Genomic DNA, 22,560 nt, shown 5'->3' with positions numbered 1-22,560 from the left:
GTCGACGGCTACCAGATGGCGACGCGCTCGCTCGGCGCGAGCCAGAGGGCGTCGCCTTCGGAGACGTCAAAAGTAGCGTAGAACTCGTCCAGGTTGCGGACGATCTGGTTGCAGCGGAACTCCGACGGGGAGTGCGGATCGATCGCGAGCAGGCGGATCGTCTCCTCGTCACGGGACTTCTGCTGCCAGGCCTGCGCCCAGGAGAGGAAGAAGCGCTGCGCGCCGGTCAGGCCGTCGATCACCGGCGACTCCTCGCCGTCGAGCGAGAGCAGGTAGGCCTTCCAGGCGATGCCGAGCCCGCCGAGGTCGCCGATGTTCTCGCCGATGGTGAGGGCGCCGTTGACGTGGTGGCCGGGCGTCGTCGCGGGGGCGAGGGCGTCGTACTGCGCGATCAGCGCCTTCGTCCGCTCCTCGAACGCCGCGCGGTCGTCCTCGGTCCACCAGTCGGTCAGGCGGCCGTCGCCGTCGAAGCGCGAGCCCTGGTCGTCGAAGCCGTGGCCGATCTCGTGACCGATGACCGCGCCGATCGCGCCGTAGTTGGCGGCGGAGTCGCGCGACTCGTCGAAGAACGGGAACTGCAGGATCGCGGCGGGGAAGACGATCTCGTTGAAGCCGGGGTTGTAGTACGCGTTGATGGTCTGCGGGGTCATGAACCACTCGTCGCGGTCCAGCGGCTTGCCGATCTTGCCGAGCTCGCGGTCGAACTCGAACGCGGCGACGCGGCGGGCGTTGCCGACCAGGTCGGCCGGGTCGATCGAGAGGGCGGAGTAGTCGCGCCAGCGGACCGGGTAGCCGATCTTGGGCGTGAACTTCGCGAGCTTCTCCAGCGCGCGCTCGCGGGTCTCGGCCCCCATCCACTCCAGGTCGACGATGGAGCGGCGGTAGGCCTCGATCAGGTTCGCGACGAGGACGTCCATCGCGGCCTTCGCCGTCTCGGGGAAGTGCCGCTCGACGTAGATGCGGCCGACGGCCTCGCCCAGCGAGCCCTCGACGAGCGAGACCGCGCGCTTCCAGCGCTCGCGCTTCTGCGGGGTGCCGGTGAGGGTGCGGCCGTAGAAGTCGAAGTTGGCGTCGACGAAGTCGCTGGAGAGGTAGGCCGCGGCGCCGCGGATCACCTGCCAGGACAGCCAGTCGCGCCAGGCGGGGAGGCGCTCGTCGGTCAGCAGGCCGGCGAGGCCCTCGAGGAAGCTCGGCTGGCGCACGACGACCTCGGCGAGCGCCCCCTCCGGAGCGCCCATCGCGGTGAGCCAGACGTCGAGGTCGATGCCGGCGGCGAGCTCGGTGACCTCGGCCCAGGAGCGGAGGTTGTAGGTGGCCTGGCTGTCGCGGCTGCGCACCTTGTCCCAGTGCGCGGCGGCGAGCTCGGTCTCGAGCGCGACGATGCGCTCGGCGCGCGCCTCGGGGGCGTCGAGGCCGGCGAATCCGAGCATGCGCGCGACGAAGGGGAGGTAGGCCTCGCGGACGGCGCCGAACTCCTCCTCGCGGTAGTAGCTCTCGTCGGGCAGCCCGAGGCCGCCCTGGTTCACGAAGACGAGGTAGCGCTCGGGGTCACCCGGGTCGTTGTCGACGAAGAGGCCGAAGAGGCCGGGGACGCCTGCGCGCTCGAAGTCGCCCACCGCCCGCAGCAGCCCGGCGATCGAGTCGACGCGCTGCACGGCCGCGAGGTCGTCGGCGATCGGCGCGGCGCCGAGCTCGTCGGCGCGCGCCTCGTCGAGGAAGGAGGTGTAGAGGTCGCCGAACATCCGCGCCTCGGTGCCGCTCGCGGCCGACTGCGCCTCGACGATGATGTCGCGCACCGCCTTCTCCGCCTCCTCCTGGAGCACGTGGAAGGAGCCGTAGCGCGCCTTGTCGCTCGGGATCTCGGTGCGGTCGATCCACAGCCCGTTGACGTGGCGGTAGAGGTCGTCCTGCGGGCGCGTCGCCGGGTCGAGTTCGGGGAGGTCGATACCGGAGCGAGGCGTCGTCGAGGTCATGGCGGTAAGCCTACGTCGGGGGTCTGACCGCGGGGGCCCGGGTCGTGGCCCCGGCTCGCGGAACCGCGCTCGGCTCGCTGGAATCGGGGGATTCCGCGTGCCGGACGCGATTCTGTGAGCCGGAGGTGGGCGGACGGCGGGTTCGGCACGCGGAAACACCTCCGGCACGCCGGAACCGGGCGAAACCACGAGCCGGAGGTGAAACCGCGAGCCCAAGGTGGGCGGACGGCACGTTCGGCACGCGGAAACACCTCCGGCACGCCGGAACCGGGCGAAACCGCGAGCCGGAGGTCGAACCGCGAGCCCGAGGTGGGCGGACGGCACGTTCGGCACGCGGAAACACCTCCGGCACGCCGGAACCGCGCGAAACCACGAGCCGGAGGTGGAACTGCGAGCCGGAGGTGGGCAGACGCCGGACTCGGCACGCGGAAACGTCTCCGGCACGCCGGAACCGGCCGAGACCACGAGCCGGAGGTGAAACCACGAGCCGGAGGTGAAACCGCGAGCCGGACGTGCAGCGCAGACCGCGAGCCGGAGGGGCAGCGCCGGCAGCGGGCCGCGGGTCAGCCGGCGAGCTGCTCCTCGACGAACGCGCGGATCGGGGTGGTCGGGCGGCCGATCAGGCGGGCGAGCGAGCCGTCGGTCTCGCCGAGGAGGCCGTCGGCGATGTTCGCGTCGAGGCCGACGACGAAGCCGACGCCGCCCTCGGGGACGCCGGCGTCGGTGAGGATGCGGGCGTGCTCGGCGGAGTCGACGTGGGTGATCGCGGCGTCGCGGCCGGCGATCTCGCCGACGAGGGCCGCGAGCTCGTCGAAGCTCCAGGCGGTGTCGCCGGAGAGCTCGTGCACCGAGCCGACGAGGGAGGCGTCGACCAGGGCGACCGCGGCCGCCTCCGCGTAGTCGGTGCGGGCGGCGCTGGAGACGCGGCCGTCGCCGGCGCTGGAGAGGGTGCTGCCGGTCGAGGCGAGCTCGGAGACCGTCTGCTCGTAGTTCTCGTTGTACCAGCCGTTGCGGAGGATCACGGCGGGGATCCCGGCGGCGGCGATCGCCTCCTCCGTCGCCTTGTGCTCGGGGGCCAGGATCAGCGGGCTGGTCGTCGCCTTCGGCGCGCTCGTGTAGACCAGGCGCGCGCCGGCGCGGGCGGCGGCCTCGATCGCGGCGGTGTGCTGCGCGACCCGCTTGCCCACCTCGGAGCCGGAGACGAGCAGCACGGCCTCGGCGCCTGCGAAGGCGGCGTCGAGCGAGGCCGGGTCCTCGAAGTCGGCGACGGCGGTGCGGACGCCGAGGTCGGCGGCGAGCGCCTCGAGCTTGGCGGCGTCGCGGCCGGTGGCGACGATGTCGGAGGCGGCGGTGCCGCGGGCGATCAGGTGCTCGACTGCGAGGCGGCCGAGGTGGCCGGTGGCTCCGGTGACGACGAGGGTCATGGGTTGGTCCTTCCGTTCGTGAGACGGCGGGTGGGGCGCCGTCGGAGAAGAGGAACCGGGCTCCGCCGTCAGAACTTCCCGGAATGCAGTACCCACTATTTGGTTAGTACTCCTGTGACCATCATCGAGAGCCCCCTCCTCACCGGCGACGTCTACTCCGCCGACTGCCCGAGCCGCGAGGTCTTCGGCCACGTCACGAGCAAGTGGGGTGTGCTCGTGCTCGCCGCCCTGGCGGAGCGGGGCCTGCGCTGGGGCGAGCTGCGGCGCCGGATCGGCGGCATCAGCGAGAAGATGCTGGCGCAGACCCTCCGCACGCTCGAGGAGGACGGCTTCGTGCACCGCGAGGCGCACGCCGTGATCCCGCCGCGGGTCGACTACGCGCTGACTCCGCTCGGGGCGGAGCTCGCTGAGCGGCTGCTGCCGGTCGTCGAGTGGATCGCGGACAACGTCGGCGCCGTGCTGGCCGCCCGGGACGCCCGCCGGAGCGACGAAGGTTAGCCTCACCTTCTTGTGAGAACGTTCATATTTTGTTCAGGGACAGGTCTCCGCTGAGCGACGCCGGCGTCCCCTCGCCCTGGTCGACTCGATCGCACCTCCCGTCTGCGATCGAAGGACCCTCATGACCGACACCGCCCGTCGCCCGCTCCTCCTCCCGATGGCGGGGCACGTGCGCGGCAAGCGCAGCCCCGTCACCTGCGCCCTGAAGTGCGCCAACGCGTGCTCGACCGCCACCTGCAACACCTCGCACAACAGCTCGTTCCGCGACATCGTCGCGCGGCAGATCTCGCGCCGCAGCGCCCTCGGCCTCGGCCTCGCCGGAGCGGTCACCGTCGCCGTCTCCTCGGCCGGCGCAGCGCCCACCGCGCAGGCCGCCGCGGGAGTCGCCCTCGGCTCCTCCCCGCTCGCCTTCACGCCGATCGCGCCGGTGCCGTACACCGTCGACGAGTTCACCGTGCCCGAGGGCTTCGCCTGGCAGCCGATCATCCGCTGGGGCGACCCGCTCTTCGCCGACAGCCCCGAGTTCGACATCCGGAACCAGACGGAGGCGGCCCAGGCCGCGCAGTTCGGCTACAACAACGACTACACCGACATCGTCGAGATCCCCGGCTCGAAGCGCCTGCGCGCCCTGCTGGTCGTGAACCACGAGTACACGAACGAGGGGATCATGTTCCCCGCCGCGCAGCTCGAGTCCGAGCCCGAGCGCGTGCGCGCCGTCGGCCGCGCCGCCCACGGCCTCAGCGTCGTCGAGCTGGTCCGCACCGCCGTCGACCGCCCGTGGGCCTACGTCCGCGGCGGCGAGCACAACCGCCGCTACCTGCTGGACACGCCCTACGAGGTGACCGGCGCCGCCGCCGGCTCCGCGCTGCTGACGACGGTCGCCGACCCCGAGGGCCGCACGGTGCTCGGCACGCTCGGCAACTGCTCCGGCGGGACCACGCCGTGGGGGACGATCCTCTCCGGCGAGGAGAACTTCAACGGCTACTTCCGCGCGACCGCGACCAGCGACGCCGAGAAGCGCTACGGACTCGCGGACGCCGAGACCTCCCGCCTCTGGGAGCTGGACGACCCCCGCTTCGACGCCCGCACGCCCGGCTACGAGAACGAGCCGAACCGCTTCGGCTGGATCGTCGAGTTCGACCCCTTCGAGCCGGAGTCGACCCCGAAGAAGCACACCGCGCTCGGCCGCCTCAAGCACGAGGGCGCGAACGTCATCGTCGCGAAGGACGGCCGCGTGGTCGCCTACCAGGGCGACGACGAGCGCTTCGACTACCTCTACAAGTTCGTCTCGAAGAAGCGCTACCTCGAGGGCGACCGCGCGCACAACAAGACGCTGCTGGAGGAGGGCGACCTCTTCGTCGCGAGCTTCACCGGCGACTCCCCCGTCGCCGAGATCACCGGCACCGGCGCCGTCCCCTCCGACGGCGGCTTCGACGGCATCGGCGCCTGGCTGCCGCTGGTCGTCGACGGAGTGTCGAAGATCGCCGGCATGAGCGTCGAGGAGGTGCTCGTGCACACCCGCATGGCCGCCGACATCGCCGGCGCGACGAAGATGGACCGCTGCGAGGACGTCCAGCCGAGCCTGGTCAGCGGCCGGATCTACGTGGCCTGCACCAACAACTCCAACCGCGGCACCGCCACCGGCAAGGAGGGGCCGACCGAGGTCAACCCGCGCTCGGAGAACCGCGACGGCCACATCGTCGAGATCATCGAGGACGGCGGCGACCAGACCGGCCGCACCTTCACCTGGAACCTGCTGATGCTGTGCGGCGACGTGGCGCAGGGCGACGCGGTCTACTTCTCCGGCTTCCCGGCGGACCAGGTCTCGCCGATCTCCTGCCCGGACAACCTGGCCTTCGACTCGGTCGGGAACCTCTGGATCTCGACCGACGGCGCGCCGAGCGGCATCGGCTACAACGACGGCCTGTTCAAGGTGGCGCTCGAGGGCGCCGACCGCGGCCGGGTGGAGCAGTTCCTCTCCGTGCCGCGCGACGCGGAGACCTGCGGGCCGATCGTGCACGACCAGGACCAGCACGTGTTCGTCGCGGTGCAGCACCCGGGCGAGGAGGGCACCTTCGAGGAGCCCAGCTCGTACTTCCCGGACTTCGCCTCGGCCGGCGCGGTGCCCGCGGGTGCCGTCGCGGCGCCGCGACCGACGATCGTGCAGATCCTGCCGGCCTCGCAGCTCGTCGAGCCGACGCCCACCCCGACGGCGGGGCCGACCACGGCGCCGACCGCGACTCCGACGGCCGTGCCCACCGGGACTCCCACGACCGCTCCCACCGCCGGGCCGACCGCCGCTCCGACGACGGCGCCGACCGCGTCGCCCACGGTGTCGCCGACCGCGGTGCCGACCGCGACCGGGACGCCGGTTCCCCTGCCCGTCGGCGGCGGCGGCGGCCTCGCCTCGACCGGTGTCGAGGGCGTCGGCCTCGTCGCGGGAGCCGCGGCGCTGCTCACCGCGGGTGCGGCCGCCCTCGGCCTCGGCGCGCGCCGCCGTGCCGCGGCACCGGACGCCGAGCCGGAGGCCTGATCCGGCGGGCGTCGGGGGGCTCGTCTCCTCCGACGCCCTGCCGGTGGCTCGTGTTCGATTCGCAGGCCAACCGGAGGCCGCGACCGCTGCTCCTGCGGCGGAACGGGCTCACCGAGGCAGGATCTCCTGCACAACGGACGAGCACCGACAGACGAGCACCTGGGGCGGCAGGCTCAGAGCAGGCGGCGGGCCGAGGCCCAGGCCGTGAGCTCGTAGCGGGAGGAGAGCTGGAGCTTGCGGAGGACGGCGGAGACGTGGGACTCGACCGTCTTGACCGAGATGAAGAGCTCGGCGGCCGCCTCCTTGTAGGCGTAGCCGCGGGCGATCAGGCGCATCACCTCGCGCTCGCGGGCGGAGAGGCGGTCGAGCTCGTCGACCGACTCGGCCTGCTCGCCGGCGAGGGCGCCGAAGGCGTCGAGCACGAAGCCGGCCAGACGCGGGGAGAAGACCGCGTCGCCGCCCGCCACGGCGAGCACCGCGCGGCTGACCTCGGCACCCGAGCTCGCCTTGGTGATGTAGCCGCGGGCGCCGGCGCGGATGACGCCGACGACGTCCTCCGCCGCGTCCGAGACGCTGAGCGCGAGGAAGCGGACCGCGTCGAGGTGCGCGGCGCTGCGGCGCAGGACCTCGGCGCCGCCGCCGCCCGCTCCGCCCGGCAGGTGCACGTCGAGCAGGACCACCTCCGGCCGCTCGGCGGCGACCAGCGCGACGGCGGAGTCGACGTCGGCCGCCTCGCCCACCACGTCGAGCTCCGGGGCCAGGTCGGCGCGCAGGCCGGAGCGGAAGATCGAGTGGTCGTCGACCAGCACGACCCGGGTCACCGCTCGGCCCCCGCGGGCAGGCGCAGGTGCACCTCGGTGCCGGTGCCGCCCGCTCCGGGCCGGACGGTCGCGCTGCCGCCGGCGCGCGCCATCCGCCCGATGATCGACTCGCGGATGCCGAGGCGGTCGCCGGGCAGGGCGCCGAGGTCGACGCCCGGGCCGCGGTCGCGCACGAAGACGTCGACCCCGTCGGCCGCCGACTCGAGGTAGACCGACACCGCGCCGCCGGCGTGCCGGGCCGCGTTGAGCATCGCCTCGCGGGTGGCGGCGAGCAGCGAGGCGGCGCCCGGCACCGAGGCGCCCACCGCGACGACCTCGAGCTGCGCCGGGTAGTCGAGCTCGATCGCGGCGGCGATGGCGCGCACCTCGGCCGCGAGGTCGTTCGCGACCGGCACGTCGCGCTCGAACAGCCAGTCGCGCAGCTCGCGCTCCTGCGCGCGGGCGATGCGGGCGACCTCGCTCGAGGCGCCCGCGCGGTTCTGGATGAGGGCCAGCGTCTGCAGCACGGAGTCGTGCAGGTGCGCGGCGATCTCGGCGCGCTGCTCCTCGCGCACCCGGGCGGCGCGCTCGCCCATCAGCTCGGCCCAGAGCGTGACGACGCGGGGCGCGGCGAGCACCCCGGCGGCGACGAGCAGGACCCCGACGGCCAGCACCGCGTTGACCGCGCTCGGGCGCGCGCTGAGCACGGCGGCGCCGGCGACGACGAGCACGGCGCAGGACGCGAGGCGCACCAGGGCGGAGGAGCGCGCCGAGCGCGAGGGGTCGCTCCGGTCGAAGCCGAGGCTCCAGGCGACGGCGCCGCCCGCGAGCAGGGCGGCCGCGGCGAGCGCCCGGGTGACGTCGGCGTCGTCGCCCCCGCGGAGCGCGACGACGACCGCGAGCGTCGCGGCTCCGGCGACCCCGACGAGCAGCACGGCGACCGGGACGGAGCGGCGCACTCCGCCCTCCTCGCCCTCACCGCCGGAGTCGCGCAGGGGCACGAGCGCCCACAGCCAGAGGTAGAGCAGCGCGCCGCCGCCAGCCAGCAGCGTCGCGAGGACCGTGAGGAAGCGGATCGACCCGACGCGGACGCCGAGGTGCTCGGCGAGCGCCGCGCACACGCCACCGAGGACGACCCGGCGCGGCCGGCGCAGCGGCGGGCGCAGCGGCGGACGACGCGACTGCGCTCGCTGCGGCGACGACGGGGCCGCGCTGCTCGGGAGGGTGGGGGTGCTCACCCCTGCATCCAAACAGGTCGTCGGGGTCACCGGGGCGGGAGTCGGGGTCGGATCAGGGGTTCCCCCGATGGTCGGGGGCTGTGGAGGAGCGTCACACTCGTGCCATGACAGCAGCGAGCACGACCCCGCCGGACCCGGCGCAGCAGACGGCGGGCGATCCGCCGCCGCCGGACCCGACCGCCCCCGGACACGGCGCCGCCGGACCCGGTGCACCCGAGGCCACCGCGCCCGGCGCCCCCTCCGACAACCGCTTCCTCCTCTGGCTGCGCTCGCTCGATCTCGCGCGCCGCCCCGGCTGGGTCGGCGGCGTCTGCGCCGGCGTCGCCGACCGCCTCGGCATCGACCCGCTGATCGTGCGCGGCGTCTTCGTCGTCGTCGCCGTCCTGGGCGGCCCGGCCTTCCTCTTCTACGCCGCCGCATGGCTGCTGCTGCCCGACGAGGACGGCGTGCTGCCGGTCGAGGAGCTGCTCCGCGGCCGGCTGACCCGCGTGCACGCCGGCATCGGCGCCCTCGTGCTCGCCTCGATGCTGCCGGTCGCGCAGGGCTTCTGGTCGCTCGGCGGCGCCTACACGGGAGCGGCGCCCTGGGCGCCCGCCACCGGCCGCGCCCTCTGGACCGTCGTCGTCCTGGTGCTCATCGTGCTCTTCGTGGTCTGGATCGCCCGCCGGGCCGGCCGCGCCGACCGGACGCCGCCCGCCCACCCCGCTCCCGGCGGCGCCGCCCACCCCGCTCCCACCGGCGACCCGGCGAGCGCCGCTCCCCTCCTCCCCCCGCAGCGCCCGACCGAGGCGCGGCCGAGCACCCCGGAGGACGTCGCGCTGTGGCGCGAGCGCCAGGAGGAGTGGAAGGCCGAGCGCGAGGCGTTCCGCGCGCAGGAGAGCGCGACCGCCCGCGAGACCGCCCGGGCGAGAGCGGAGGAGTCGCGCCTCCGGGCCCACGCGATCACCGCCGCGCGGCTCGAGCGGCGACGGCTGCACCGCGAGGCGAACCCGCGGCTGCGCAGGAGCGTCACCCTGCTCGTGCTCGGCCTGGCGGCCGTCGCCGGCGCGATCGCGTCCCTCACCGCCACCGGGGCGACCGCGACCGTCGTCGGCTTCGCCGTCGCGACGCTCGTCCTCGCCCTGGCCATCATCGCCGCAGGGCTGCTCCGACGCCGCGCGGTCCTCCTGATCGCGGTCTCGGTGGTCACGGTGCTCACCGCCTCGACGGCGTCGCTCGTGCCGCCCGAGCGCCAGCTGCTCCCCTCGCTGACCTCCTACGGCCTCTCGAACGCGAGGCCGGGCAGCTTCGCGATGCCGGCGGGAGACCTGCAGATCTCCATCGACCCCGCGCTGGGGAACCCGGGCGACGTGATCGACGTCTGGCAGGGCGCCGGGAACATCACCGTCGTTCCGCTGGAGGGCGCGGCCGTGCGCCTCGAGGCGTCCACGGCGAACGGCTACTACTGGCTCACCACCGCCTACACCGACGGCGACGTGGGGTCCGAGCCGGAGAACGTCGAGTACAGCCGTGACGGAGCGACCTGGACGCAGACCTTCGGCGATCCGGACGCCGAGCCGTTCGTCGTCCGGATCGCGCAGGGCCGGGGCGGGGTCACCGTCTACGACCGATCGGCCGAGGACTCGACCAGCGGCGCCGCGCTCGACCCGGACGGCACCGCCGCGGCGGAGCCGACTCCTGGAGCGACCGCCGGCACGGACCCCGACGGCAGCACGACGACCGACACCACGACCCCGACGGAGGCAGGACGATGACCGCGCAGAGCACCACCGCCACGCAGACCAGCACCGCCACCGAGACGGCGAGGCGGCCCAGGATCCGCGCCGGAGCGATCGTCTGGGGCCTGGTGCAGGCCGTCGTCGCGGTCCTCCTGCTCCTCCTCGCCGCCGACGCCGGCCTGCGGACCACCGTCGTCGACTGGGCGCTCTCGCTCGGGCCGGCCGGCGCCGCGGCGATCGCGATCGCCGCCCTCGGCACGATCGCGCTCCTGATCGGCCTCGTCCGGGTGCTCGACCGGCGCTGAGGGCGGGCCGACCCGCGACAGGACGTCAGCCAGGAGTGCGCCTCATCGCCCATCAGCGATGAGACCGCTTCCTGGCTGACGTCCGTGCACGCACCTCGGCCGGAGTGACGCACTCCCCCGGCCGCAACCCCCTGGGCCGAGGCCGGACACGAGCGCAGACTCGCAGTCCGGCCTCCGCTGCGTGCCCGGGCTCCGGCCCGCCCGCGGACAGGCGCTCCCCCTCCCCGAATCGAGTCCGCCGCATGCCCGACCCCGCCCGCAGGACGCCCTGATGGAGCTGGCCATCGCCGCCGTCATCGGTGTCGCCGTCCTGGTCGCCGTCGCCGCGTTCGCCCGCCGCCTCGGTGTCGCGGCACCCATCGCGCTGGTGCTCGCGGGCGTGGGCCTGTCGTTCCTCCCCGGGGTGCCCGAGGTGGTCGTGCCGCACGAGTGGGTGCTCGACGGCGTGCTGCCGCCGCTGCTCTACGCCGCGGCGATCAGCGTGCCGTTCATCGACTTCCGCCGCAACATCGCCACCATCAGCGGCCTCTCGGTGGTGCTCGTGCTGATCTCGGCCGCCGGGGTCGGCGCGCTGCTCTTCGCGCTGCTGCCCGAGCTGGGTCTCCCGCTCGCCATCGCCGTGGGAGCGATCATCAGCCCGCCGGACGCGGTCGCCGCCACCAGTGTCGGGCGCCGGCTCGGCCTGCCGCCGCGACTGCTGACCCTGCTCGAGGGCGAGGGGCTGATCAACGACGCGACGGCGCTGGTGCTCCTCCGCTCGGCCCTCGCCGCGGCGGCCGGCACTCTCGCGACGCCGTGGGCGGCGGTCGGCGACTTCCTCTACGCCGTGGTGGTGGCCGTGATCGTCGGCCTCGTCGCGAGCGTCGTCACCGTGTTCGTGCGCTCGCGCCTCGAGGACCCGGTGCTCAACACCGTCGTCTCGTTCGTGGTGCCGTTCGTCGCGTTCATCCCGGCCGAGGCCCTGGGCGCTTCGGGCGTGCTCGCGGTCGTCGTGGCCGGCCTGCACACCGGGCACGCCTCCTCCCGCGCCTTCACCGCGCAGTCGCGGGTGAACGACCGCATCAACTGGCGCACGGTGCAGTTCCTGCTCGAGAACGGCGTGTTCCTCCTGATCGGGCTCGAGATCCGCAGCCTCATCCAGGACGCGGACCGCGCCGAGCTGACGATCCCCGCGGCCGTCGGCATCGGACTCGTCGCCACGGCCGGGCTGATCGTCGTGCGCTTCGCCTGGGTCGGCCCGGTGCTGCTCGGCGAGCGCTGGCAGACCCGGCGGGCCGAGCGGCGGGCGCGGGAGCAGAAGGAGCTGCTCGAGTCGACGGGCGGCGTGCGGCTCCCCCGCGCCGAGCGGAGCCGGGCGAAGCGCCGGTACCAGCTGCGCCGCTCGGACTACCGGCACTTCAGCACGAACGACCTGGGCTGGCGCGGCGGACTCGTGCTCGGCTGGTCCGGCATGCGCGGCGTGGTGACGCTCGCCGCGGCGCAGTCGCTGCCCGAGGACATCCCCTACCGTCCGCAGCTCGTGCTGATCGCGTTCACCGTGGCGGTGACGACGCTGCTGGTCCAGGGGAGCACGCTGCCGCTGCTCATCCGCGCGACGGGCATCCGCGGGGTCGACGTGCCGGAGGACCAGCGCGAGCTGGCGGGGCTGCTCGACGAGATCACCGAGAAGGGGCTCTCCGTCCTCGAGCGGCCGGGCGAGGTGGTGGAGGGCGTGCAGCACGTGGACCCGGACGTGCTCGAGCGCGTGCGGCAGACCTCGTTCCTCCGGTCGGAAGCGGCGTGGGAGCGGGCGCGCGGCTCGCAGCGGTCCGCGGCGGACACTCCGCACCGGCTCTACCGGGCGCTGCGGCTCGCGGTCGTCGCCGCCGAGCGCGACGCGCTGCTCGACGCGCGGTCGCGTCGGGCGTACCCGCAGCGGATCCTCGGGCAGGCGCAGGCGCTGCTCGACCTGGAGGAGACGCGGCTGCGGCTGCGGCGCGGGTCCACCTCGTAGCGGACTCGTCGCGCGGAGTCCGCCTGACGCGGAGTCCGTTTGACGCGGATCGACGGGAGGAGCGTCGACGGCGCCCGGTCGCGCGCACCCCGTTCGGGGGCGAAGGGGCCCCTGCGTCGTCCGGACCGCCCGTTCGGGGGCCGCGGGCGGGCCGACAGGCGTCGGGTTCTGTCAAGATCGGAGTGCTCACGCTCATCGGCACGGTCCGCTCCGCGCGGACGCACGACTCGACAGGATCGGCACCAGTGGGAATTCGCGAATACGGACGCCTCCTCCGCCGGGGCTGGCTGGTCATCTCGGTCTGCGTCGCCCTGGGCCTCGCGATCGCCTCCGCGGCGACCGTCGCGTCCGAGGCGGAGTACCGCGCCCAGACGACCGTGTTCGTCTCGGTCGCGACGGTCACCAACCAGTCCAGCGCCGAGGTCGGCGCCTCCTTCACCAGCGCGGAGGCGCGCGTCGCCTCGTACGTCGCCCTCGTCGACTCGAGCTCGGTGCTGCAGCCCGTGATCGACCGCCTGCAGCTCGACCTGTCGGTCGGCGATCTCGGCGACGAGGTGACCGCCGCGGCACTGCCCGGCACGGTCATCATGAGCATCGACGTCGTCGACGGCGACGCCCAGCGCGCGGCCGACATCGCCGACGCGGTCGCGCAGAGCCTCAGCGCCTACGTCTCGCAGATCGAGGCGCCGGCCGACGGCGGGCCCAGCCGCGTGGACGTCAAGGTCCTCGAGTCGGCCGTGGCGCCGAGCTCGCCGCTCAGCCCCGACCTGCTGGTCTACCTCGTCCTCGGCGGCGCCACCGGCCTCATCCTCGGCGTCGGCATCGTCGTCCTCCGCTCGCTCGGCGACGGCCGCATCCGCTCGGCGAAGGACGTGGCGAGCGGCACCACGCTCCCGGTGCTCGAGTCGATCCCCTACGACGCCGCCCTCCGCCGCACGGCACTCGTCGTCGACGGGCGCAGCACGGTCGCGGAGTCGTTCCGGATGCTGCGGACCACGATCCTGTTCGGCTCCGGCACCCGCGAGCGCACGCTGCTCGTCACCTCGGCGCGCGACGGCGACGGCAAGAGCACCGTGGCGGCCAACCTCGCCGCCTCGATCGCCCAGGTCGGCCGCACGGTCGTCGTGATCGACGCCGACCTGCGGAAGCCCGGTCAGGCCGCCCTCTTCGGCATCCCCGACGGCGGGCCGACCCTCGGCGAGCTGCTGCGCACCGGCGGCCTCCCCGTCGACTCCGCGCTCTCGGTCAGCGCCGAGGGAGTGACGGTGCTGCCCGCGGGCGACACCACCGCGAACCCGAGCGACCTGATCGGCACCCCGGCGATGGAGCGCGTCGTCCGCTACCTCTCCCGCCGCTTCGACCACGTGATCGTCGACGCCCCCGCGATCCTCACCGCGACCGATGCCGTGCTGCTCAGCACGCTGGTCGGCACGACCGTGCTGGTGGCGGGAGCCGGAGTGTCCTCCTCGGCCGACCTCGCCTCGGCGGCCGACCGGCTACGCGATGTGGGAGGGGACGTGCTCGGCGCCGTCGTCACCCGCGCGCCGAGCAGCGCGCCGGTCTCGACGCCCGCGTGATCCGGCGGTCGGCGTCGCTCCGGCGGCCGGCGTCGCGGCGCGACGGCCGGCCTCCGGGGCGGTGACGGCCGTGCCGGCGGAGCGACGTCGCGCTCGACCGCGCCCGGCGCGTCCGACGCCTGCGCGACCTCCTCGACCGGGGTCGCGGAGGCACCGACCGCGGGGCCCGCGACCGCGGAGCCGGCGTCCGCCGCGCGCTCCGGCCGCGCCGCCGCCGTCCCGGCCTCGCGCGCAGCGACGAGCCCCATCCCGCAGACGATCCAGAGCGTGTACGCCACAGGGCCCTCCTGCAGCGTCGGCAGCACCGTGTAGCTGACGAGCGTGCCCGCCACCGCCGCGGTGACCAGGAAGCCGTCGAGCGTGCGCGCGCGCAGCCCGCGGACGAACAGGTAGACCAGCAGCGCCGCGAACAGCAGCATCACGATGATCCCGGACTCGATCGCGAGCACCAGGAAGAAGCTCTCGACCAGCACCGCGTCGGTCGAGTACAGCTGCGCCCGCGGCCCCACCTTGCCCAGGCCGAAGCCGAACGGGTGCGAGATCAGGAACGGCAGGTTCTCGAGCAGGCTGTCGCTGTGACCGATCAGCGACGGGTCCGCGACGTGCGAGATCACCTTGTCGATGTAGAGGTAGAGCGTCACTCCGCCGATCGCCGCGGCCGTCGAGACGGTCAGCATCGCCCAGACCAGCATCGGCCGGCTCCGGAACAGCGCCCAGGCGACGAGCACGACCGCCAGGATCGCCAGGCCGATGTAGCCGCTGCGCGACTGCGTCAGGTAGATCGCCACGAGCGGCAGGAGGGTCAGCGCGCCCTTCAGCCAGATCGGCCAGCGCGGCCGAGTCCAGAGCACCGCGAGCGCGATCGTGGTCGCGACGGCGCTCTCGTTCGGGGCGCTGTAGGGGCTGAAGCCGCGGGGCACGATGCTGCCGGCGACGAAGAGCGAGGAGGGGAAGGGCGCGTCGGGCGCGAGCGGGAAGACCCCGAGGGTGAACAGCCAGTCGAGCCCCTGGTTCCAGGTGAGGATCGTCGTGATCGACGCCGCCTGCGAGACGACGACGAAGGCGGTCGCCACGATCGCGAGGTGCCTCCGCTCCAGCACCGCGGGGGTCACGATCAGCGCCAGGAAGGGCAGGAAGTCGTTGCGCCAGCCGTAAGCGGCCTGGATCGGGTTCGGCGTCCACACCGCCGAGACCGCTCCGAGCGAGACGATCATCAGCACCAGGATCACGACCGGCACCGGCACGCGCCGGATCCGCCCGGTGACCACGACGAGGAGGAAGAGGCCGAGGATCACCGCGTCCTTGATCGCGCCGAAGGCCGTCGCCACCACGCCGTCGAGGAACGCGGAGGTGACGCCGTTCGCGGGCAGCACGGCCACCAGGAGCAGGATCCCGAGCCAGGGCAGGTCGAATCCGCGGCCGTCGCTGCGGCCGAGGATCCGCCGGAGCAGGCCGGGAAGTCCGGGGCGCTCGATGTCCCGCTCGCGGCGGGCGCTCGGCGGGGTCGGGGCCGGCCGGCCGGCCGCTGAGTGGCCGGCGGCGGAGCGATCAGCAGCGGAGTGGCCCGCGGCCGGCGCGGTCGACCCCGGCCGGCGCGCCCGGCTCCCGGACGGCGCCGTGCGCGTCACGCCGCTCCGCCCCGGGTGGTCAGGCGGCGGACGACGAGCGGCACGTCGGAGGGCCGCGGCACGATGGTCCGCGCCGGCGGCCGGATCGCCAGCAGCATCACGATCAGCGCCATCAGGATCCCGCTCGCGTTCGCGATCGCCGCGGCGACCGCCCCGTTCGCCGGCCCGAAGGTCAGCAGCAGCACCAGGCAGGTGATCAGGCCAGCCCCCTGGGCGAGCGTCAGCCGGAGCCCGCTGTTGCGCGCCGAGAGCACCTCGCCGGCGCTCACGGTCACCACCACGAAGATCGAGCCGACGATCGCGAACATCACCGCGGGCAGCGCCTCCTCGAAGGCCGAGCCGAAGAGGAACGGCACGCCCCAGGGCGAGATCACCGCGAGGAACACCGCCGAGGCCAGCCCGACCACGAAGGCCGAGCGGAGCGCGTCGCCGGTGGCGGTGATCCGCGCCCGGCCCTCCGTGCGCGTGATGTCCGAGAACACCGGCGCCGCGACCGCGTGGGCGAGGAAGACCGGCAGCGTGCCGATCGTGACCGCGACGGAGTAGAGCCCGGCCTGGTGCGCGCCGATCAGCGGCAGCATGATCACCTGATCGAGCCGCTGGTACGCCGCGTCGGAGGCCTGCGCGCCGTAGAAGGTGGCGCTGCCGCGCAGCAGCGGCCGCCACGGCACCGGCCGCGCGCTGCGGGGGCGGTTGAGCAGGGCGCCGATCACCGCGGTCATCAGCGAGCCGGCGAAGTTCGCCCAGATCACCCCGGCGACGCTGATCGAGTCGAGGAGGAAGAGCAGCAGGATCCCGCCGACGTAGACCACCGGCTGGGTCGCCTGCAGCAGCGCCACCGCGCCGAAGCGGCGCTGCGCCCCGACCACGCCGATGTCGACCATCCAGCTCACCATCAGCGGCGTGCCGGTGATCGCGACGAAGACGGCGATCGTCGCCGCCTCGTCGAGCGAGGAGAGGAAGGTGGAGGTGACCAGCCAGGCCACCAGCGCGGCCGGCACGGCGGTGAGCAGCGCGAGCCGGCGGGCGGTGCGGACGGCGCCCAGATCGCCCGCGACGAGCACGCGCCGGCGGATCTCGAGCGGCATGCCGAAAGCGAGCACGATCGGGATCAGGTACATCGCGGCGAGCGACGCCGCCGTCTCGCCGCGACCGCTCGGGCCGAGCGACTGCGCGATGATCGGCGCGCTGACCAGCCCCAGCGCCGCGACCGAGAGGCGGCTCGCGAGCATCGCGATCGGGGAGTTCAGCAGGCGCAGCAGCCCGCTCACGAGCGCTCCGCCGCGGCAGCCGACTCGACGGCGGCGAGCAGCCGCTCCTCGAAGCCGTCGAGATCGAAGGCGCCGGTCTCGTCCTGCACGATCAGGTGCAGGCAGTCGCGCATCGGGGCGAGCTCGACCCAGACCCCGAGCGGCAGGTGCAGGTGCGTGGGCGCCCCGCCGATGATCGTGTCCGGCTCGATCCGCGGCAGCAGCTCCTCCGACACCGCGACCTCGCCGGTCGGCAGCGAGACGTGCACCTCGAACGGGACCCGCGGGGTCTCCTTCGGCGTGCGGAGCGCGGACAGCGGATGGCGCACGGTGTTCTTCACCGAGATCAGCAGGCTCGCGAACAGCCAGGTGACCGGCAGACCCGTCTTCGTCGCCGAGGCGATGCGCTCGGCGAGCGCGGTCGCCGAGAGGTCGTCCGTGAGCAGCCGCCCCATCGGCAGCGACGGCGAGAAGTTGCCGTCGACGTCCTGGCCCTTCGGCAGCCAGCGCCGCGCGTCCACCGGGATCACGACGCGCAGGTCCATCCCGTCGCGCGAGCTGTCGCGCAGGCAGCGCAGCACGACGCTCGCCGTCTTCAGCGAGAGCGGCGGGCGCGCGGGGCGCCGACCGTCGCGGGCCTGCTCGGGGGTCGCGGCGATGCTCCGGAGCGTCTCGGCCGTCAGCACGGCCGACACGATCCGGGTCCGCTCGACCGACTCCGCCTTCGAGAGCGTGCGCTCGAGCTGGTAGCCGGTCTCGGTCTCCGCCGTCATCGAGCGGAAGGTGTCGCGCGCCGTCCGCACGCCGGCGAGACCGGTGAGCTCGAAGCGGCGCATCAGGTCGAGCAGCGGCCGGGCCGGTCGCGGCCGCTCCGGCTCCTCGTCGGGGCCGGGTGCGCCGAGCTTCTCCACCACCAGCCGGATGGCCTCGGTCGCCCCGGTCCCGTCGAACAGCCCGTGCGGGAGGCAGAAGCCCAGCACCGGCCCGTCGACCAGGAGGCGGATCGGGAGCCGGCCCGGCGCGAAGCCCTCGGCGAGCAGCCGCCCGATCAGGTCGGCGCGCTCGAGCGGCCCGTCGGCGACCACCTCGACCGCGCGGTCGACGGCGGCGAGCGCCGTGGCGCGGTCGACGCGGCGCCAGCCCTTCGCGCGGGTGCGCAGGCGCAGCAGCGGCCGGCCGCGCGGCGAGGAGAGAACGTCGCGCAGGGCCGTGCGCACCTTCTCCGGCGTCAGTCCGGTCAGCGGACCGACGAGGTAGCTGATCAGCAGCGGGTCGTAGCCGAGGTCGCGCAGCCGGGTCACGCGCGCCTCGCGCTCTCGACCGCGGAGGAGCGGCCGGCGATGGCGCCGAGCAGCGAGCGCTCGTACGCCGCGTTCACCTCGTCCCAGGCGTAGCTGGTGATCGCGCGCTCGAGGCCCAGGCGCGAGCGGCGCTCCTGCTCCTCCGGGTCCTGGAGCAGCGCCAGCACGCCGTCGGCGATGGACTCGGCGTCGGGAGCCACGAAGCCGCCCGCCTGGCGCAGCACCTCCCGGTTGAAGACGGTGTCGCGGGCCACGACCGGCGCTCCGCAGGCCATCGCCTGCACCAGCGCGGGGTTGGTGCCGCCGACGCTGTGCCCGTGGAAGTAGGCGCCGGCGTGCTGCCAGAGCGAGTGCAGCCGGACGTCGTCGTTCACGTGGCCGAACCAGTGCACGCGCGGGTTTGCGGCTGCGAGCGCGCGCACCGCGTCCTCGATCGGCCCGCCGTAGCCGGAGGAGCCGACGATCACGACGTCGTGGCTGAGCGAGATGCGGGCGGCGGCCTCGACGAACTCGGGGACCGTGTTCTCGGGCACGAACCGCGCCACGAGCAGCGCGTAGCCGCGGTGGGTCAGCCCGGGCTCGACCGGGTGCTCCGGCGGCACGTCGCCGCCGTAGGGGATGACGTCGCCGTCGCGGTCGAACTCGTCGCGCCAGCGCGTCTCGATCGCCTCGGCGTCGTAGATGATCCGGTCCGCGTGGCGGGCGGTCCAGACCGCGCCCTGGTGGAAGACGGACTTCGCGAAGGCGCCCCACTTGGCGCGGTCCCACTCGATGCCGTCGACGTTGACGACGGTCGGGATCCCGCGCGCCCTGAGCAGCGGCAGCCAGAAGCCGTTGGCGCAGTTGAGCACCAGGGCGACGTCGGGCTTGCGCAGCACCGCGTCCAGGCTCGAGGTCAGCCCGTAGGAGAGGGTGCTCAGCGAGCGCGACTCGACCCCGTGCGTGATGCGGGTGCGGACGCGGACGTCGCGCTCCGGATCCTCGAGCATCGTCGTCCCCGGACGGCCGTAGACCAGGACGTCCCAGCCCTGCTCCGCGAGGAAGGGCGCCAGTCGACGGATCGCCGTCTCGAAGCCGCCGTAATAGCTCGGATAACCGCGTGTGCCGATGATGGCGACACTTCTGCCCATGACCCGGTACTTCCCCTCTTCGAGTGGGCGCCGCTACCTGAGAAGGCCCGCCGGTCACCGCCGCTGCAATACCTCGCTATGCAACGGCGCATGGCAATCATCAGTGGTCCGAGACCGCCGAAAAAGGGTATTGGCGATCACACTACCGTCCCCGTCCGGGGGACACGCCACCGCTGCAGAGAGAGGACCGCGACGCCGATGAGGAAGAACATCGACACGATGAAGGCGGTCATGCTGATCGCTGTTCCACCACTGCCCTCTCCCGCCGGATCGAGGAATTCGTAGACATAGCGCGACGTGAGTGCGCCCCGGATGAAGCTGTAGACGAACCAGACCACCGGGAAGACCAGCACCAGCCAGAACGCGTTGCGCGGGAACGGCGTCGGCCCGGGCAGCAGCAGCCAGTCGAGCAGCCCGAGCACCGGGACCACGAGGTGCAGCACGATCGTGTTCACGTTCAGCTGCGACGGATCCCCGAGCACGGTCGGCCCGTAGATGGTGAAGAAGAGCGCCGACATGCTCGTCAGGATCGCCGCGTTCACGCCTCGGAGGAGCGTGAGACTCCGCCGCTGCGTCACCGGCCGCGCCGCGCTGCGCCGGCCCTGCGGGGCGATCGCCGTCCAGGCGCTGCGCCCGGAGAGGATCAGGGTGACGATCGAGAGGATGTTCGCGAGCGCCGTCACCGAGCTCAGGAAGTCGACGGCCGCGGCCGTTCCGGCCACCGCCCAGGCGACGACGACGGCGTCCAGCACGACCACCGCCCCCAGCAGTGCTGTCGCCCAGCGCAGCAGTGCGATGACGCGATGTGCTCTCATCGGCCTCTCCGTCTCTCGGTTCCAGCGCCCACCCGAGGGAATCGCCGCGTGTCGTCGTCTTCGCTACAGTCTGAATCACGTCGACTGCGCGAATCGTCTTCTCGAGTCTCTTCTCGAGTCATGGGCGCCGGTCCGGCGGAATGCTTCATCGCCATGATCGCGCAACCATTCCCCGATTTCAGCCGAAGGTCGTCCGGATGATCACGCAACCATTCCCGTCGATTCGCGCTAAGCGGGCGAGAAGGACGTCGCCGATAAGGAGCCGGATGCCGGAGTCGAATGCCGGGAGAGGCGTCCGCGTCCTGTTCGACGGCAATTGGTGGACAGAGGGGCCGATCTCGAACCGAGAGGTGCAGCGCGAGATAGTGCTCACCTGGCAGAAGGAGTTCCCCGACGACTCCCTCGCCCTCGCCGTCCCTCTGAGAGGGGTGTCCGCGGCCCGCGCGGAGCTCGGCTCCTCGATCCCCGTCGTCGGCACCCGGCTGCGCCCGCACGGCGTCAGCGCGATCCTCGAGCTCGGCCTGCTGGCCGCCCGGTTCCGGCCCGACATCACGATCAGCCACAACTTCACCCCGCTGCTCGGGCGCTCGGCGGTCTTCGTGCACGACTTCCTCTTCCGGAGCGACCCGCAGTGGTTCACCGCGAAGGAGCGCGCCTACTTCGCGCTGATGCCGGCGAGCGTCCGGCGCGCGGACCTGGTCGTGACGAGCAGCGCCTCCGAGGCGCGGCGGATCGTCCGCACCTCCGCGGCCCGCGCGGCGGTCCCGATCGGGCTCGGCCTCAACCGCGGCTTCGCGGCCGCGGGACCCCTCGCCCCGGCCGGTCTCGGCGACCTCGACGGCTTCCTGCTCGCGGTCGGGCGCCTCAACGCCCGGAAGAACCTCGTGACCACGATCGAGGCGGCCCTGGACTCCGGCGTCCTCTCCCCCTCCTTCCCGCTGCTCGTCGTCGGCGAGGCGTCCGGCCTCGGCCCGACGCTGAGCCCCGCCGCCGAGGCGGCCCGCCGGGACGGCTCGGTCCGCCTGCTCGGCCGCGTCTCGACGGAGGAGCTGCGCTGGCTCTACGAGAGCGCCGCGCTGTTCGTGTTCCTCACCCTCGACGAGGGCTTCGGCATGCCGACGCTCGAGGCCCTCGCGGCCGGAGCGCCGATCCTGGCGAGCGACATCCCCGTCTTCCGCGAGATCCTCGGCGACCAGGCGCGCCTCGTCGATCCGCTCGACCGGCGGGCGATCGCCGCGGCGATGCGCGAGCTCGTCGACCGGCCGGAGCCGGCCACCGACCCCGCGTCGGTGCTCGAGCGCTACACCTGGGAGGGCGTCGTGCACCGCCTGCGCTCCGCCGTCCTGGAGGTCCTGCCGTGACCGCAGCGCCCGCCGTCTCCGTCGTCGTCGTCACCTACGACAGCGTCGGCGTGATCCGCTCCTGCCTCGACGCCCTGGCCGTGGGCGGCGGGGCGCCCGCCGGCCTCGAGGTCCTCGTCGTCGACAACCTCTCCCGGGACGACACCGTCGCCGTGCTCCGCGCCGAGTACCCCTGGGTGCGCCTGATCGAGAACACCGAGAACGCCGGCTTCTCCCGCGCCGTCAACCTCGGCGCCGCGCACGCGAAGGGCCGCAACCTGCTGCTGCTCAATCCCGACGCGCAGATCTCCGCCACCGCGGTGACGGCCCTGTCGGCGCTCCTGGACGAGGACCCGTCGGTCGGCGCGGTCTCCCCGCTGCTCGAGAACGAGGGCGAGGAGGTCGTGATCGTCGCGGCCGGTCACGCGCCCAGCATCGCGAAGATGTTCCTGCACCAGTCCGGGCTGTCGCGCCTGGGCCGCCGCGTCCGCTCGCTCGAGGGCCACTACCTCTTCGCCGCCGATCTGCCGGGCGGCCCGCGCGACGTCGACTGGGTGAGCGGCGGCTGCCTGATGGTGCCGCTCGCGCTCTGGCGGCGGATCGGCGGGCTGAGCGACCGCTGGTTCATGTACGCCGAGGACGTCGAGTTCTGCCTGCGCATCCGTGCCGAGGGGCTGCGGGTCGTCCTCGATCCGCGGCTGCACGCGCTGCACGCGATGGGCGGCTCGTCCAGCGGCGTCGACGGCCGGGTCGGCACCGCCTGGATCGTCAACCTGTTCGATCTCTACGGCTGGCGGATGGCCCGCGGCGACGTCCAGCAGCGGCTCTGGCGCGCGGTGGTCCTCGCCGGGATGCGCGGCCGGATGCTCTGGTTCACCGTCGCCGGCCGCCGGCCCGGGCGAGCGGAGAGCGCGGCCGCGCAGATCCACCGCTTCCGGGTCTACGCGGCCGCGCTCCGGGCCGCCCCGCTCACCCGCGACCGGGAGCCCCTCCTCCTGCCGAGGTGAGGCTCCCGGCCGCCGCGGCGGCCCGCTCAG

General features: G+C 73.8%; 16 protein-coding genes and 1 pseudogene. 8 read left to right on the top strand and 9 right to left on the bottom strand.

Going from position 1 to position 22,560, the window contains the following annotated elements; all coding sequences use genetic code 11:
* Positions 1 to 8: 8 nt before the first annotated feature.
* Positions 9 to 1,973: a M13-type metalloendopeptidase gene (locus GSU72_RS00495; RefSeq protein WP_159982793.1), complete on the bottom strand. Its 1,965-nt coding sequence runs from the start codon at positions 1,971 to 1,973 to the stop codon at positions 9 to 11.
* 563 nt (positions 1,974 to 2,536) lie between these two features.
* A complete protein-coding gene (locus tag GSU72_RS00490; protein WP_159982791.1) occupies positions 2,537 to 3,397 on the bottom strand; it encodes an NAD(P)H-binding protein in 861 nt (286 codons plus the stop codon).
* Between the two features lie 114 nt (positions 3,398 to 3,511).
* Here GSU72_RS00490 and GSU72_RS00485 point away from each other — a divergent pair, with 114 nt between their 5' ends.
* Together GSU72_RS00485 and GSU72_RS00480 are read left to right on the top strand one after the other, a co-directional pair.
* Positions 3,512 to 3,895 (top strand): helix-turn-helix domain-containing protein, encoded by a 384-nt coding sequence (locus GSU72_RS00485; RefSeq protein WP_243581413.1) that lies wholly within the window; start codon positions 3,512 to 3,514, stop codon positions 3,893 to 3,895.
* A 121-nt stretch (positions 3,896 to 4,016) separates the two neighbouring features.
* Positions 4,017 to 6,428, top strand: a complete 2,412-nt coding sequence (locus tag GSU72_RS00480; RefSeq protein WP_167306081.1) for a PhoX family phosphatase — start codon at positions 4,017 to 4,019, stop codon at positions 6,426 to 6,428.
* A gap of 173 nt (positions 6,429 to 6,601) precedes the next feature.
* Here GSU72_RS00480 and GSU72_RS00475 read toward each other — a convergent pair whose 3' ends face one another.
* Together GSU72_RS00475 and GSU72_RS00470 are read right to left on the bottom strand one after the other, a co-directional pair.
* Positions 6,602 to 7,249 carry a response regulator transcription factor gene (locus tag GSU72_RS00475; RefSeq protein WP_159982789.1) on the bottom strand — a complete coding sequence of 216 codons (648 nt, stop codon included), beginning with the start codon at positions 7,247 to 7,249 and terminating at the stop codon, positions 6,602 to 6,604.
* On the bottom strand, positions 7,246 to 8,466 hold the full coding sequence (locus GSU72_RS00470; protein WP_244255911.1) for a PspC domain-containing protein: 1,221 nt from the start codon (positions 8,464 to 8,466) through the stop codon (positions 7,246 to 7,248). The genes GSU72_RS00475 and GSU72_RS00470 overlap by 4 nt, the downstream gene beginning before the upstream one ends.
* A 104-nt stretch (positions 8,467 to 8,570) precedes the next feature.
* On the opposite strand from GSU72_RS00470, the gene GSU72_RS00465 reads away from it, so the two are divergent.
* The 4 genes from GSU72_RS00465 (at position 8,571) to GSU72_RS00450 (ending at position 14,059) form a co-directional block, all read left to right on the top strand.
* Complete coding sequence (locus tag GSU72_RS00465; protein ID WP_159982787.1) at positions 8,571 to 10,220, top strand: PspC domain-containing protein; 1,650 nt, start codon at positions 8,571 to 8,573, stop codon at positions 10,218 to 10,220.
* On the top strand, positions 10,217 to 10,489 hold the full coding sequence (locus tag GSU72_RS00460; RefSeq protein WP_159982785.1) for a hypothetical protein: 273 nt from the start codon (positions 10,217 to 10,219) through the stop codon (positions 10,487 to 10,489). The genes GSU72_RS00465 and GSU72_RS00460 overlap by 4 nt, the downstream gene beginning before the upstream one ends.
* A 271-nt stretch (positions 10,490 to 10,760) precedes the next feature.
* Entirely contained in the window at positions 10,761 to 12,482 is a 1,722-nt protein-coding gene (locus tag GSU72_RS00455) for a sodium:proton antiporter (protein ID WP_159982783.1), read from the top strand.
* 245 nt (positions 12,483 to 12,727) lie between these two features.
* Positions 12,728 to 14,059, top strand: coding sequence for a polysaccharide biosynthesis tyrosine autokinase (locus tag GSU72_RS00450; protein WP_159982781.1), 1,332 nt, complete (start codon positions 12,728 to 12,730; stop codon positions 14,057 to 14,059).
* A 416-nt stretch (positions 14,060 to 14,475) separates the two neighbouring features.
* On the opposite strand, the pseudogene GSU72_RS21890 reads toward GSU72_RS00450, so the two are convergent.
* From GSU72_RS21890 to GSU72_RS00430, 5 genes and pseudogenes are all read right to left on the bottom strand, one after another.
* Positions 14,476 to 15,273, bottom strand: a pseudogene (locus tag GSU72_RS21890) (O-antigen ligase family protein); the annotation flags it as partial.
* Positions 15,274 to 15,683: 410 nt separating this feature from the next.
* Positions 15,684 to 16,958 (bottom strand): lipopolysaccharide biosynthesis protein, encoded by a 1,275-nt coding sequence (locus GSU72_RS00445; protein WP_159982779.1) that lies wholly within the window; start codon positions 16,956 to 16,958, stop codon positions 15,684 to 15,686.
* A complete protein-coding gene (locus GSU72_RS00440; protein ID WP_159982777.1) occupies positions 16,955 to 18,238 on the bottom strand; it encodes a hypothetical protein in 1,284 nt (427 codons plus the stop codon). The genes GSU72_RS00445 and GSU72_RS00440 overlap by 4 nt, the downstream gene beginning before the upstream one ends.
* Complete coding sequence (locus GSU72_RS00435) at positions 18,235 to 19,368, bottom strand: glycosyltransferase (RefSeq protein ID WP_159982775.1); 1,134 nt, start codon at positions 19,366 to 19,368, stop codon at positions 18,235 to 18,237. Before GSU72_RS00435 ends, GSU72_RS00440 begins: the two co-directional genes overlap by 4 nt.
* 137 nt (positions 19,369 to 19,505) lie before the next feature.
* Positions 19,506 to 20,183: a Pr6Pr family membrane protein gene (locus GSU72_RS00430; protein WP_159982773.1), complete on the bottom strand. Its 678-nt coding sequence runs from the start codon at positions 20,181 to 20,183 to the stop codon at positions 19,506 to 19,508.
* A 266-nt stretch (positions 20,184 to 20,449) separates the two neighbouring features.
* On the opposite strand from GSU72_RS00430, the gene GSU72_RS00425 reads away from it, so the two are divergent.
* Together GSU72_RS00425 and GSU72_RS00420 are read left to right on the top strand one after the other, a co-directional pair.
* The gene (locus tag GSU72_RS00425) at positions 20,450 to 21,544 is read left to right on the top strand and encodes a glycosyltransferase family 1 protein (protein ID WP_159982771.1); all 1,095 of its coding nucleotides are present in this window, start codon (positions 20,450 to 20,452) and stop codon (positions 21,542 to 21,544) included.
* Positions 21,541 to 22,530: a glycosyltransferase family 2 protein gene (locus GSU72_RS00420; RefSeq protein ID WP_159982769.1), complete on the top strand. Its 990-nt coding sequence runs from the start codon at positions 21,541 to 21,543 to the stop codon at positions 22,528 to 22,530. The genes GSU72_RS00425 and GSU72_RS00420 overlap by 4 nt, the downstream gene beginning before the upstream one ends.
* The last annotated feature ends 30 nt before the right edge of the window (positions 22,531 to 22,560 follow it).

Origin of the sequence: Rathayibacter sp. VKM Ac-2760, assembly GCF_009834185.1 — a bacterium.
Lineage (GTDB): Bacteria > Actinomycetota > Actinomycetes > Actinomycetales > Microbacteriaceae > Rathayibacter.
The sequence above is the reverse complement of the archived record's forward strand: the minus strand, read 5'-3'. Positions and strand labels throughout refer to the sequence as shown.